Origin of the sequence: Kitasatospora sp. NPDC057595 (assembly GCF_042800875.1) — a bacterium.
In the GTDB taxonomy this organism is placed as follows: domain Bacteria; phylum Actinomycetota; class Actinomycetes; order Streptomycetales; family Streptomycetaceae; genus Kitasatospora.
Genome location: NZ_JBHVGL010000014.1, coordinates 21,592 through 35,465, shown reverse-complemented (window position 1 = coordinate 35,465; position 13,874 = coordinate 21,592). Strand labels below are relative to the sequence as shown.

Sequence of the window (13,874 nt, the reverse complement as noted above, 5' to 3'; positions counted from 1 at the left end):
CCCTTCCCATTAATCTGGCCACCGGCGTCCACGGCGGTGGCCACGCCGCGAAACCACGAAGGGGTGTGCGCATGCCGGGAGTGCCCGAGCGGATCGGCCGGTACACGGTGGCGTCCACTCTCGGATCCGGCGGCATGGGAGAGGTGTTCCTCGCCTTCTCTCCCGCCGGGGACCCGGTCGCGGTGAAGCTGATCCGCGCGGACCGGCTGGACCCGTTGACCCGGGAACGCTTCGAACGGGAGGCACGGGCCGCGCGGAAGGTGGTCGGCACCGGCCGGGTCGCACGCTTCCTCGACGCCGACCCGTACGCGGACCGCCCGTGGATGGCCATGGACTACGTCCCGGGCCGCACCCTGCTGGAGGAGATCGACGCCCGCGGTCCGCTGCCGGCGGTGCAGGTCGCGAGTCTGGGCGCGCTGCTCTCGGAGGGGCTCGCCGCCGTTCACGCCGCCGACCTGCTGCACCGCGACATGAAGCCGCAGAACGTCATCATGGGCGACTACGGCCCGGTGATCATCGACTTCGGGCTCGCAGCGTTCACCGATGCGACGCACGAGTCCCTCTCGCACAGCGGCATGATCGTCGGAACGGTGCGGTGCATGCCGCCCGAGCAGGCCGCAGGCCATCCTCACGTCACCGCGGCGGCCGACGTGTACGCCCTCGGCACCGTCCTCCTCTACGCGGCGGCCGGCCACTTTCCGTACGACGGCACCCGCTGGGAGTCGATCGTCGCCCAGGTCGCGAGCCCCGAGCACGCTCCCGACCTGTCCGGCGTGCCCGAGGCACTGCTGCCTCTGCTCACGGCCGTGTTCGCGCACGAGCCGCAGGACCGGCCGACGCTGGAGCAGGTCGCGGACGCGTGCGCCGCCGTGATGTCCGCTGCCGGTGTCACCGCGGCCGCGGCCCGGCAGACGCTGATCGCCCGCACGGCCGGCGGCGGCCCGGGGGCCGCCCGGCTCACCCCGGAGGTCGAGGACCGCCTGCGGAATCTCGCCGTACCGGCACCGGGCACGGACGCCGTCCTCGCGGAGCCGCCGGCCGTCGAGGAGATCCCCGAGACACCGGCGCCCGAGCCCGAACCCCCCGCGCCCGCCGCACCGGCTCGCCCCCGGGTGCCGGCCTCCCGGCGGGTCGCCGACGAACTGCGCAAGGCCTACGCGTCGAGGCCCGCGCTCTAGAACCTCCCGGACGATCACCCGAACGGTCCCGGTTCAGCCTCGGGCCTGGTTGGATGGCACGGTGGCACCTGCCACGCCCGGACACCTGCGGTGCGGGCGGAGCGGGGCAGGAAACCGGCGAGAGCAAGTGAGTGGGAGTACGGCGTGGCGGTCGACGCGGAGTCCGGCGACATGACGGCGACCGGAGCGGCGGCAACCGGGACAACGGAGGCGTCCGATTCCGGCTGGACCGACTGGGAGCCCGAACCGGCCCCACCCACGTCCCCCGGCGACCGGGCGGCCGGGCCCGGGTTCGCCCCGGGTTCTCAGGTCCTGGTCCGGGACGAGCAGTGGCTGGTCCGCAAGGTGACGGCGACCACCCACGACAGGTTCATGGTCGAGGTCACCGGCGTCTCCTCCTTCGTCCGCGGCACCGAGGCCGTCTTCTACAGCCGCCTCGACGACATCCAGGTCCTCGATCCCCGTGAGACCACCCTGGTCGCGGACAACTCCCCGAACCACCGCCGGGCCCGCCTCTACCTGGAGGCGGTGGTCCGCAAGTCCTTCCTCCCGCAGACCGAACACGGCCTCGGGCTGGCGGACAACTTCCTCATGGACGCCCAGACCCACCAGCTCCGCCCCGCCGAACTCGCCCTCTCCATGGCCAACCCGCAGCCGCGCCTGCTGATCGCGGACGTCGTCGGCCTCGGCAAGACCCTGGAGATCGGCCTGGTCCTGGCCGAGCTGATCCGCCGCGGTCGCGGCGAGCGGATCCTGGTGGTCACCCCCCAGCACGTCCTGGAGCAGTTCCAGCGCGAACTGTGGACGCGCTTCGCGATCCCGCTGGTGCGGCTGGACTCCACCGGCATCCAGCGGATCCAGCAGGAGATCCCCTCGGGCCGCAACCCGTTCGCCTACTTCAAGCGCGTGATCGTCTCGGTCGACACCCTGAAGCGGGACGGCCAGTACGCCCACCACCTGGACAAGACCGAGTGGGACGCGGTGGTGATCGACGAGTCGCACCGCCTGGTGAACCGCGGCACCGACACCAACGCCCTCGCCCAGCTCCTCGCCCGGCGCACCGACGCGCTGGTCCTGGCGTCCGCGACCCCGCACAACGGCGACGCCCGCTCGTTCGCCGAGCTGATCAAGCTGCTCGACCCGGCGGCCATCGTCGACCCCGACCGCTACGAGGTGTCCGACCTGGAACACCTCTACATCCGCCGGACCAAGACCACCCCGGAGGTCCGCGACTCGCTCAAGGGCGCCTGGGCCGACCGGGGACCGTCGGTACCCGTGCCCGCCGCCGCGAGCGCGGCCGAGCTCGCCGTCTTCGAGGAGCTGGCGTCGCGCTGGATCCCGCGCGACGGTGCCGATGCCTCGGCGGCCTTCAGCCAGCTCGACGCCTACAACCTGCTCAAGTCCTTCCTCTCCTCGCACCACGCCCTCCTCCAGACCATCGCCACCCGCAAGAAGACGCTGAGCACGGCGGCCAAGGAGCAGCCGGCGGACGACGGACCGGCCACCGTGCGGTCCGGCCGCCGCAGGCGCACCGCCGAGGAGACCGCGACCGAACTCGCCGCCCTGACCGAACTGGAGCGGCTGGCCGGCGCCATCGGCGACGACGACTCCGCGAAGCTCCGCGCGCTGGTCGCCGAGCTGCGCGAGCTGGGTGTCGGCCCCGGCTCGGACGTCCGCGTGGTGGTCTTCTCCGAGCGCATCCCCACCCTGAAGTGGCTGGCCGAGGCGGTACCGGCGGCGCTGGGCTTCACCAAGGGCCCGAGCCCGGACGACCGCAAGCCCTGGCTCGCCTACGGCCACGGCCGCGGCGGCACGCACGCCGTCCAGGTGATGCACGGCGAGGCGACCAGCGACCAGGAGCAGATGAAGATCATCGAGAGCTTCGGTCTGCGGGACGACCCCGTCCGGCTGCTCTTCACCGGCGACGTCGCCTCCGAAGGCGTCAACCTGCACCAGCAGTGCCACCTGCTGATCCACTACGACCTGCCCTGGTCACTGATCCGGATCGAGCAGCGCAACGGCCGCATCGACCGCTACGGGCAGAAGCGCTCACCGCAGTTCCGCGCCCTGGTCCTCACCAGTGACCTGCCCTGGCGCACCGACCCCGTCACGGGCGAACCCCGCACCCTGGACGACCGGCTGGTCGGCGAGAAGCTGCTCCGGCGCGAGGAGGAGGCGCACAAGATCGACGGCTCCGCCGAGGCCGCCACCGGCCTCTACCGGGCCCAGGAGGAGGAGAACCGCCTCACCAAGGACCTGATCGCCGGCCGCACCGTCGAGCAGTCCATCAAGGCCTCCCGGCAGGCCGGCGGCGGACTGCTCGCCGGGCTGCTCGCTCAGGTCGGCGCCGCGCCCACCCGCCGGGAGGTGCCACGCGCGCAGATCCTGAGGCTGTTCCCCGACACCGCCGCCTACTTCGAGGCGGGCCTGCGGCAGGTCTGCCGCACCAACCCCGAGGACGAACTCTCCCTGCGCCGCGACCCGGACGGAACCATCGCGTTCGAACCGCCGCGCGACCTCGCCTACCGGTTCCGGGCCCTGCCCAAGTCCTACCTGGACGAGCAGCGGATCCTCCCCCGCCGCGACGAACCCGGCCGGCTCCGGGTGACCTTCTCCAAGGAGCTCGCCGGAAAGCGGCTGGCCGTCGCCCGCAACTCCTCGGAGTCGCTGTGGCCCAACGTCTCCTACCTCACCGACATCCACCCGGTGCTGGACTGGCTCACCGACAAGGTGCTCGTCGAGATCGGCCGCCACGAGGCCCCGGTGCTGGCCGCCGCCGTCCCCGCTCCCGTCTTCCTCGTCCAGGGGATCTACTCCAACGCGCTCGGCCGCCCGACCGTCGTCGAGTGGATGGCCGTCTCCGGCCTGCCCGGCGAGCCCGTGGTGGAGACCCTGGACAACGACTGGCTCACCCGCGCGGGGGTGAACCCGTCCATGCCGGGCCGGGCCGCGCCGTACGACCTGCCCGGCCTCCAGGGCCTGGTCCCGGCCGCGATCGCGGCGGCCACCGGGTACCTGGAGTCCCGCGAGGACGCCTACCGGCAGCAGGTCGACGCGACCCTCGCCCCCTACCGCAAGCGGCTGACCCACTGGAAGCAGGGCGCCCTGTTCAGCGGCGGCAGCGCCGGGAAGCAGCAGGCGGCGCTGACCGCGAGCCGCCGTTTCGACCTGGTCAAGTCGCTGGAGACGGCGGGCGCGCCGATGCTGCGCCTGCTCGCCGTCCTGGAGCCCCTGGACGCCGGCACCGCCCCGGCCGGACCCTCGCACCTGGAGACCGAGAACCGATGAGCACCGTCCACGACTCCTTCGGCAACCGCGGTGAGTACTTCGCGGCGCACTACTTCGCGGAGCAGCTCCCGGCCGACCTGAAGAAGCACGTCTTCGATCCGTGGACGCTGCGCGAGGGCGACGAGCACGACCACCGGACCACCGCCCGCGAACGCGTCCGCACCCTGCGCGCCGCGTACTTCGGCGACGACATGCGCCCGTTCTTCGCCGAAGCGGACCGCACGGACGCCGAGGACGAGTACGCCCGCCGCACGTACGGCAACGCCGAGTGGACGAAGCGGCTCACCGAATGGCACCGGTCGGTGCTGCGCGCCCTCGGGTACGACGACGGCGGCCCGGCCGAGCTGACCGTCCACCGGGCGGGCAAGGACCACACCGTCCAGGTCGCCTACCACGGACACGGCGTCGTGGCGGTGGACTGCGGCTGGGCGGCGGAGAACGACGCCGCACTCGACGCGGGCGGGCCGGGGCGGCTGCTCGCCCCGCTGCGGGTCAGCGCCGCCGAGAGCTACGCGGACGGCGCCGCGCTCGCCTCCTGGCTGTTCGCCGGCAAGATCGGCGGGCCCGAGGGCAACCCGCCGCGCTTCGTGCTGCTGCTGATCGGCGGCGTGCTCGTCCTCGCCGACCGCAACAGCTGGGGCGAGGGCCGGTACCTGGCCGTCAACCTGGACGCGGCGCTGGAGCGCAACGACCGCAGGCAGGGCGGCGAACTCGCCATGCTGGCCGCCCTGTTCGGCCGGGACATGCTGCGCCCCGGCGACAACGGCGCCGAACCCCTGCTCGACACCCTGCTCAAGGCCTCCGCCACCAACGCCGTCGGCGTCAGCGGCGAGCTGCGGGACGGCCTGCAGCGGTCCGTGGAGATCATCGCCCAGGAGGTCCTGGACCGGATCGCCGCCGCCGGGCTGACCCCCGCCGACCTGGAGGACGGCCGCACCCCGTTCGCCAAGCGGCTCACCCGCGAGACGCTGCGGTACCTGTACCGGATCCTCTTCCTGCTGTACGCCGAGGCCCGGCCGGAGCTCGGCATCCTCCCGGCGGACGACGGCAGCTACGAGGCGGGCTACTCGATGGCGCGGCTGCGCGAACTCGTGGCCCGGGACGAGGAGCTGGTCGAGCCGGCGGCGCGGGAGGGGTACCACCTGTACTCGTCCTTGGACGTGCTGTTCCACAAGGTCAACCACGGCCACCGCCGCTACGGCACCGAGCCGGACGACGACCTGCCCGGCGATGACGTGGAGACGAGGAAGGCCAAGGCCGCACGTCGCAGCGAGGACCGCGGGCTGCGCTTCGAGCCGCTGCACAGCACGCTGTTCGAGGACAGGTCCGTCACCCTGATCGGCGGCAATGCGCTGGACCCGCGTGCGGAGGACGACTGCCCGGCCTGGCTGGACCTGCGGCTCCGGAACGCGGCGCTGCACGAGGTACTGCGGCTGCTGACCATGAAGAACGCGCGGCGCGGCGAGCGCGGCGGCTTCATCTCCTACCGCAACCTGGGCATCAACCAGCTGGGGGCGGTGTACGAGGGGCTGATGTCGTACACCGGCTTCATCGCCGACCAGGAGCTCCGGGAGGTCGCCAAGGGCGGCGACCCGAAGGACGGGTCCTGGATGATCCCCGCCGACCGGCAGGGCGAGTACCCGGACGAGGTCTTCGTCGAGTACGGCGAGCGGGACGCGCGGAAGGGTCTGCGCGGGCGGAAGGTGTACCGGAAGGGCTCGTTCGTCTACCGGTTGGCGGGGCGGGAGCGGCAGACCTCTGCCTCCTACTACACGCCCGAGTCGCTGACCAAGGTGACGGTGGAGCTGACGCTCAAGCACCGGCTGGACCAGGAGAAGGACGAGCACGGGGAGGTCGTCCGGACTCGGGCCTCCGAGCTGCTCAAGTACCGGATCTGCGAGCCGGCCCTCGGATCGGGCGCGTTCCTCAACGAGGCGATCAACCAGGTCGCGAAGGAGTACCTGCGGCGGCGCCAGGACGAGTTGGGCGTCTCGATCCCCACCAGTAAGGCGCTGGAGGAGGAGCAGAAGGCCAAGGCGTACATCGCCCTGCACAACGCGTACGGGGTCGACCTCAATGCGACGGGCGTGGAGCTGGCGGAGGTCTCGCTCTGGCTCAACACGATGCACCCGGGCATGCAGGCCCCGTGGTTCGGCCTGCACCTGCGGCGCGGCAACTCGCTCATCGGCGGGCGTCGGGCCGTGTTCAGCGGGGAGGACGTCGGGGCGAAGGAGAAGCTCTGGCTGAAGGCCAAGGGCGCACTGGGCCCGACACCGCTGCCGTTCATCGGCGAGGAAGGTGTCACGCGACAGGAGCTGCCGGACGGGGCGGTGCACCAGTTCCTCCTGCCGGCGCCCGGGTGGGCGGCGGTTGCTGGGGAGAAGGAGGCGCGGGCCCTCGCGCCGGAGGAGACGAAGCAGCTCGCGGCGTGGAAGAAGGGGATCCTCAAGCCGCCGACGGTGAAGGCGGCGCGGGGGCAGAAGCTGTCGCAGCTGGCGAGGCTGCAGGCGGTGGCGCGGCGGGCGGAGTTCCTGTGGGAGCTGGTTGTTCGGAGGATGGAGATCTCGGAGGGCGAGATCTCGCGGCGGATAGATGTGTGGGGCGCGGACGCCTCGGATTCGGAAGACCCGGCGGAGTACGCATTCCTGCGCCGGCCCGAGGGCGCGGTGCCGAAGGAGAAGGTCTACCGGGACCTCTTCGAGACGCCCGGGACGCCGTACTGGCGGCTGAAGACCATGATGGACACCTGGTGCGCGTTGTGGTTCTGGCCGGTGGAGAAGGCCGCGCTGCTGGACGGCAGCGCGGCGGTGTACGAGGCCAACGACGACGAACTCGCGGTGGCCGCGTTGGCCGGGCTGCCGCAGGTGGGCGAGGTCGAGCCGACCCTACCTGCCGTTGGACTGGGCATCGCGGAACAGTCGTCACTGTTCAGCATGGGCGACGAGCAGGAGTCCTTGCTCTCCGCTCTCAGCGACGCCGCCCCTGTCGCGGCGCCACGCAAGGCCTCCACTGGGATGCGGCGGCGTATGCCGGCTCCCACACGGCGCCCAGTCATCGCCTTGGCAGAGTTCACGGACTGGCTGGACTTCGCCGAGGCCCTGCTCGGCACATACGACCAGCCCGAAGGCACACTCATTGCCGATCTCGACAACCTCAAAGACATCAGGGCATACGAGGACGGATTGCCCGTGTTCATGGGCATGGACTCAGTGTCCAAGCTCGACGAACGCTTCCCTTGGTTGGCCATCGCCCAGGAGATCGCGGAGCATCAGGGCTTCCTGCACTGGGAACTGGACTTCGGCGTGGTCTTCGCCCGGTACGGGGGATTCGACTTGCAGGTGGGGAACCCGCCCTGGGTACGGCCGCGTTGGGACGAGTCGGCAGTGTTGGCCGAGCACGAGCCCTGGTTCATGCTCACCGAGAAGGCATCGGCGACGGAGAAGCAGCGCCGAAAGGGCGAGTTGCTTCGCTCGACAGAGGTGCAGAGGTACGTGCTGGATGAATTGACGGCCATCGGCGCCCAGGTTGAATTGTTCGGTTCGGAGCAGATGTACCCGCTTCTGACGGGTACGCAGCCGGACCTGTACAGGGCTTTCATGACCCAGGTCTGGGCCCATAGTTCAGCTATGGGAACAGCAGGGCTAGTGCACCCGGATTCTCATCTTACAGGCGATAAGGAGGCAAGGATTCGAGCGGCGGCGTTCCGAAGGCTGCGAATTCACGGAGAATTCGTTAATTCCGGACAGCGCTTCTTCGTCAGGCCAGTCAGTGACACAACCCATTTCGGCGTGCACATCTACGGACCCCTTGGTGAAATCAGGTTCGACCACCTCTCCTCACTTGTGTCAGTTGACGCACTGAGACTGTCGGCAAGCCATGACGGATCCGGCGAAGCGCCGGGCGTCCGCTACCGCAACGGCGAGTTCGATGAGCGCCCGCATCTATCCCGGGTGATTCGTGTCAATCGTGAACAGCTCGCGATCTGGCAGCGCCTACTGGGCAGGGAAGGGAACCCAGTAGACCAGACGCACCTCCTCTTCCCAGTCAGCACGGAGGAGGCATCAGCTATCTCGGCCCTGGCGAACTATCCGCTTCGATTGGGTGCCCTGCAACCGCAGATCACCCGAGCCCTCGAAGAAAGTGGAGCAAAGGACTCTGGGCTGATCGACTACAATCACCCCACAGCCTCTGAGGCAAGCGCGTTCCAACCCAACCGCTGGCGCCAGGTGATCCTCAAGGGCACTCAGCTGAGCGTGGCCACTCCCATCTTCAAGCGCCACGACGCCAACAGCAATGACGCCTTCGGGGCTGATCTCGTCAATCTTTCTGATGATTTTGTCCCTGACACTGCCTACATCCGAGTAAAGGGCAATAATTCGCAGTATCTGGCAGCGCAGGACCGCTGGATCAGCCACGAAGATCTTGATCGTCTGCGAGCAAATCCCGCAGCAGTTTCCGCCGCACGGAGCACTGTGGCGATGCGACAGATGATTTCCCAGGATGAGGTGTCAGCCGAAGATATCGATGCAGTACTCACCGCCCGCTCCCGGCGAAGGTATGCAATCTTCCATCGCGTAGCCTGGCGCCGCCAGGTAGCGCCGAACACCGAAAGGGCCTTGTATGCGGCCCTGATCCCTCCAGGTACGGCACACATTCATGCCGTACACAGTCTCGCCATGCCAAAAAACCGCCTAACTGCGCTTGTTTCGGGATTCTGGGCCGCGCTGCCTTTGGACTACTTCCTTCGCGCCACCGGACGAGGCGACCTGCAGGTCACTGGCGCCAAAGCCATGCCCGCTCCCTCCCCTGATCACCCCCTCGCTTCCGCTCTCCTCCTCCGAACCTTGCGCCTGAACTGTCTTACCCGCGCCTACGCCGACCTCTGGTCCGAACTGTACGACCCGATTTGGCCCGCGTACGAGCCGTGGGCCTGTGACTGGCCGGGCATCCAGCCGCTGCACGAGGTCACTCCGGAATGGCGGCGGGAGACTCCGCTGCGCTCGGAGCGGGCCCGCCGGTCCGCGCTGGTGGAGATCGATGCGCTCGTCGCGGTCTGGCTCGGCATGGATGCGGATGCGCTGATCGCTGCCTACCGGGGCCGGTTCCCCGTTCTCCAGAAGTACGAGGCCGTCACCTGGTTCGACGCCGAGGGCTGGAAGCTGGCCGGCAATGCCCGCACGATCGGGCAGCGCCAGTCCAAGGAGAGCTTCGCCCAGCTCACTGCTTACCTCGCCGACCCGGACAACGCGCCCGTCCCCGACGGCTACACCGCCCCCTTCTACAAGGCCGACCGCGAGCGCGAGATGCGCGAGGCGCACGCCGTGTTCCAGGCGCGGCTGGACGCGGAGGTGGCCCGTGGCAAGTGGGATCCGGTGCGGCAGGAGGTGCCGGGCGCCTCTGCGGCGGTGTCCGACGATGACAGTAAGGTCGGGCCATGACAGACCGCCGGCTCCTCCGACTCGACGTGGAGAACTTCCGCAGCCTTCAGCGGATCTCCCTGCCCCTCGGTGGCCTGACCGTACTGGTCGGTCCGAACGGCGTGGGCAAGTCGAACGTACTCCAGGTGTTCCGCTTCCTCGCGGACATCATCAACACCGACCTCGACCCCGCCCTCTCGTCACGGGGAGGCTTTGACGAGTTGGCGTTCTGGGGCGGCGACCGCCCGCCGACGATGATGCGCATCCGGCTGCAGGCACGGTGGACGTCCCACGCATCGGCTGCGGCTCCCGACGAGTACCAGCTGACCATCAACCGGCGCGGCAACAAGCGCGCCATCGAGGGCTACAGCATCAGCCGCAGCGAGTCGTTCACGTTCAAGCGGAACAAGGGCAGAGGCCGACGAATCACCGTCTCAGGTGAGGAAGCGGTGGTTACTGACACGATCGGGCATACGGCGTCCGACGACATCGAGGATTCAGGGGAACGAAGCCTCGGAATTCGAAAGCTCAGCAGCGGCCTCTCCACCCTTCCGCGACTCGCTCCGACCGAGGGCGGGCAGGAGGTGGCGACCATTGCAGAGGTGCTGTCGTCCTTCCGAGTGTTCGACGTGAATGTGGCTGCGGCTCGCACACCTCAACGAGTGCCAGCCGGCCCGTCTCTGACCCGGCCGGTCCGGAGAGGCACCAGTACCGCACGACAGATGCTCATCACGGGTGTACCGCACAGCCGTCCAGTGCAACTGGGACACAACGCCGCCAACCTTGCTCTCTTCCTGACCAATCTCGCAGCGCACGACGAGACGGCCTGGAACAGGCTGGTCGAGGATGCTCGGGTTGCTCTTCCGAATCTGGAGGACATCAACTTTGCCACGATCGGTGGAGCTGGTGAATATGTTGAGGTCCAGCTCTCCGAGCAGGGTCTACGGCGGCCGACCTCGCTCGCCGATGCCTCCTTCGGGACAGTGCGCCTCCTGAGCCTGCTTGCCATGCTTTACGACCCAGCGCCGCCCGCACTCACGTGCGTGGAGGAGCTGGACCACGGCCTGCACCCGCAGGCGCTCGAATTGCTCGTCGAGCGCCTGCGCGAGGCGAGTGAACGCAGTCAGTTCATCGTAACGACGCACTCTCCCGCCCTAGTGGACCGGCTCGAACCTGAGGAGTTCGTGGTCTGCGAGCGCGACCATTACGGCGCTTCACGCATTCCGTCGCTCAGTGCTGACGAGGTGCGCGAGATCCGCACCGCCAGCGAAGGGCTTCCGCTCGGCGAGCTGTGGTTCTCCGGTGCCCTGGGCGGCGGCCTGTGAGCAAGCCGCCCAAAGGCGTAAAGGGCGGCGGTAGCAAGGCCCGGATCATCGTCGTGGCGGGCGAGAGCACGAACGACCGGGAGGCGCTCACCCACCTCGTCAGGGCTCATCTGAGCGCCTTCACCGGCAAGGTCGCGTCCATCAACGACCCGGTCGCCCTGAAGGACGCCACCGGAACGAACCTCTCCTCGCGGGTGACGAAGATCGTCCAGAAGGCCAAAGCACTCGCGGCCAAGGAGAAGGCGGACCTGCACGGCCTCGCCATGCACCTCGACCTCGACGACGTCTCGCGCGAGCGCTACGACGCCGTACGCGCCAAACTCCGGGCCGAGTTCGCCGACCGCTGCCCCGCGCCGCTCGCCCTCGCGCTGGCGACCTGGGAGACCGAGGGTTGGCTGCTGCTGTTCCCCGACGCCTTTCCCGAGGTCCATCCGGGCTGGACGGTGCCGCAGCAACTCAGAAACCGGGACACCGCGCAGATACGCAACCCGAAGGAGGAGTTGCAACGCCGCCTCGGAAAGCCGCCCTACAGGGAGAGCGACAGCCAGACGGTCGTTCAGGCCGCCGTCCGCCTCGGTCACGCGCCGGCGAAGCCCAAGGGCAGCAACCACTCCTACCGCGACTTCCTCGACGATCTGACCGCCTGGTAGCAGCCGGCCGTACCCAAGCAGTGCGGGCCGTGGCTCACCACGGCCCGCACATCCAACTCCCTCAGGCGAGCGGAAACTCCCCCGCCTTCAGCCCGCCGACGAACGCCGCCCACGCATCAGCGGCGAACAGCAGCACAGGCCCCTCGGGATCCTTCGAATCGCGCACCGGTATAGCGCCTGGCAGGCCATCGGCCACCTCCACGCACTCGTTGTCGGGCCCGCTGTATGTGCTCTTGCGCCATACCGCACCGGTGGCGTCAGAGGTCGAGGTCATGTACCGAACTCCTTGATCGAGTTGATCAGCTCCAGTGATTCCACCGGAGACAGCGCCTTGGTCCGCACGTCGTCCCAGAGTTCCGAGTAGGTCGCGATCTCCGGCGCCCGCTCCAACCACATCGAACCCGAGGGATTGTCGAGCAGCACGACGTCCATCGCACTGGCGGACGGGAAGCTCAGGATCACATAGGGGCCGACCATGCTGGCATGCGCCCCGACACGGAATGGGACCACCTGCACGGTGACGTTGGGCCGGGTCGACATCTCGGCCAGATGGGCCAGCTGGTCCCGCATGACGGCAGGGCCTCCGACCTCCTGCCGCAACGCGCCCTCCGCGAGTACCGCCCAGACCGCCAACGGCTCTTCCTCCGTCAGCCGGTGCTGCCGCAGAAGGCGGACAGAGACGAACTGCTCGATCTCCTCGGGCCGGGTCCAACGCCGGCTCGCGACCGACAACGCCCGAGCGTAGTCAGGTGTCTGGAGCAGCGCGGGCACTATCTGACTCTGGTACGTGCGGACCGACGACGCGACGGCTTCCAAGGCGATGAAGTCGCGATAGGTGTCGGCCAGGACGCCACCGTATTCGTTCCACCATCCGCCACGCCGACGCTTGTTGGCCGCCCGTGCGAGTTCGGCGAGGCGTTCCGACGTTGCGTCATCGTCCCGGCCGTACATGCGGAGCATCGCGGCGAGGTCAGGCGCACGGAGGGGTGACCTGCCGTTCTCGATCCGGGAGATCTTCCCTTTGGTGCAGTCAAGTTCGGCGGCGACGTCGGCCGTGGTCAGTCCGGCCCGTTCCCGCATCGCACGCAGTTCGTCTCCCAGCTGACGTCCCAGCACGGTTGACGGTGCGTTGGGCGTCTTCTCCTGTGACACCAAACCTCCTTGAGTCAGTTTCAGTCTGCTATCCGCCGGATGCGCTGAGCAACAGCGTAGGCGCCGTCAGTGTTTCTTCAGGAAACGTTGCACAAAACGCGGACCATGGAGCAAGCTACATGCAGTAGTCGATCGCTCGACACACAGTGATCAAGGCGATCTTCTACCGGGCATCCCCATGCCCGATCCACGGCGCGGGTACCTGCCCACCGGCCCCGGCCGTCACACCACTCGCACCACCGAAGGGTGATCAGCCGTGTCCGACGTCTGCAACAACCTCCCCCCGGCCCCCTCCCCCTCGCCCCACGAGCAGTCCACCTGGCTGCCCAAGCACCGCCGTTCCGTCGGCATCGCCCGCCGACTCCTCCTCGACTTCCTCCGCGCCTCCCCGCCCGGGCTCGCCGACCTCTTCTCGTCGACCGGCGAGCTGCTGCTCAGCGAGCTGGTCACCAATGCCGTGCAGCACGCCCGGGTGCCCGCCGACCGCCTCCTCCTCGTGCGCTTCGCACTCTCGCCCGCCGAGCTCCACATCGAGGTGCACGACGCCGGCCGCCCCCTCCCCTCCACCGTCGCCACCACCAAGCACCCCGACCTCGACGCCGAGGCCGGGCGCGGGCTCTTCCTCGTCGACCGCCTCTCCCACAGCTAGGGCTGCTTCCCCCGCCCCGACGGCATCGGCAAGGCCGTCTGGTGCACCATCGCCCCCGCCCGCCCCCAGTAGCCCACGCCACCCCCGGGGAAGAGCAGCCGCCCCGGCGGCCGAGCCACCCCGACCGGCACGAACAACCGATTCCGATTCCGCCACGACCCCCCTGTCCCACCCGCCCCCGCAGTAGGCTCGGGGACCCGATGGGCTGCCCCGAA

General features: G+C 69.1%; 8 protein-coding genes. 6 read left to right on the top strand and 2 right to left on the bottom strand.

Annotated features, from left to right (window positions below; translation table 11 throughout):
- Nucleotides 1–71 precede the first annotated feature (71 nt).
- The 5 genes from ACFU9E_RS21395 to ACFU9E_RS21375 all read left to right on the top strand — a co-directional run bounded on the left by ACFU9E_RS21395 (nt 72) and on the right by ACFU9E_RS21375 (nt 11,858).
- Nucleotides 72–1,178 carry a serine/threonine-protein kinase gene (locus ACFU9E_RS21395; RefSeq protein ID WP_380680626.1) on the top strand — a complete coding sequence of 369 codons (1,107 nt, stop codon included), beginning with the start codon at nt 72–74 and terminating at the stop codon, nt 1,176–1,178.
- A 144-nt stretch (nt 1,179–1,322) separates the two neighbouring features.
- Complete coding sequence (locus tag ACFU9E_RS21390; RefSeq protein WP_380680629.1) at nt 1,323–4,466, top strand: SNF2-related protein; 3,144 nt, start codon at nt 1,323–1,325, stop codon at nt 4,464–4,466.
- On the top strand, nt 4,463–9,904 hold the full coding sequence (locus ACFU9E_RS21385) for a hypothetical protein (RefSeq protein ID WP_380680632.1): 5,442 nt from the start codon (nt 4,463–4,465) through the stop codon (nt 9,902–9,904). Before ACFU9E_RS21390 ends, ACFU9E_RS21385 begins: the two co-directional genes overlap by 4 nt.
- Nucleotides 9,901–11,208, top strand: a complete 1,308-nt coding sequence (locus tag ACFU9E_RS21380; RefSeq protein ID WP_380618331.1) for an AAA family ATPase — start codon at nt 9,901–9,903, stop codon at nt 11,206–11,208. Before ACFU9E_RS21385 ends, ACFU9E_RS21380 begins: the two co-directional genes overlap by 4 nt.
- Nucleotides 11,205–11,858: a hypothetical protein gene (locus ACFU9E_RS21375; RefSeq protein ID WP_380680635.1), complete on the top strand. Its 654-nt coding sequence runs from the start codon at nt 11,205–11,207 to the stop codon at nt 11,856–11,858. The genes ACFU9E_RS21380 and ACFU9E_RS21375 overlap by 4 nt, the downstream gene beginning before the upstream one ends.
- Before the next feature lie 61 nt (nt 11,859–11,919).
- Here ACFU9E_RS21375 and ACFU9E_RS21370 read toward each other — a convergent pair whose 3' ends face one another.
- On the bottom strand, nt 11,920–12,132 hold the full coding sequence (locus ACFU9E_RS21370; protein ID WP_380680638.1) for a DUF397 domain-containing protein: 213 nt from the start codon (nt 12,130–12,132) through the stop codon (nt 11,920–11,922).
- Nucleotides 12,129–13,010 (bottom strand): helix-turn-helix domain-containing protein, encoded by an 882-nt coding sequence (locus ACFU9E_RS21365; RefSeq protein WP_380680641.1) that lies wholly within the window; start codon nt 13,008–13,010, stop codon nt 12,129–12,131. Before ACFU9E_RS21365 ends, ACFU9E_RS21370 begins: the two co-directional genes overlap by 4 nt.
- A gap of 256 nt (nt 13,011–13,266) precedes the next feature.
- Here ACFU9E_RS21365 and ACFU9E_RS21360 point away from each other — a divergent pair, with 256 nt between their 5' ends.
- Complete coding sequence (locus tag ACFU9E_RS21360) at nt 13,267–13,659, top strand: ATP-binding protein (RefSeq protein ID WP_380680644.1); 393 nt, start codon at nt 13,267–13,269, stop codon at nt 13,657–13,659.
- Nucleotides 13,660–13,874: the final 215 nt, after the last annotated feature.

Excerpts from the sequence above, each read along its gene's own strand:
- ACFU9E_RS21370 (WP_380680638.1), bottom strand. The coding sequence starts at position 12,132 with ATGACCTCGACCTCTGACGCCACCGGTGCGGTATGGCGCAAGAGCACA.
- ACFU9E_RS21385 (WP_380680632.1), top strand. The coding sequence starts at position 4,463 with ATGAGCACCGTCCACGACTCCTTCGGCAACCGCGGTGAGTACTTCGCG.
- ACFU9E_RS21380 (WP_380618331.1), top strand. The coding sequence starts at position 9,901 with ATGACAGACCGCCGGCTCCTCCGACTCGACGTGGAGAACTTCCGCAGC.
- ACFU9E_RS21395 (WP_380680626.1), top strand. The coding sequence starts at position 72 with ATGCCGGGAGTGCCCGAGCGGATCGGCCGGTACACGGTGGCGTCCACT.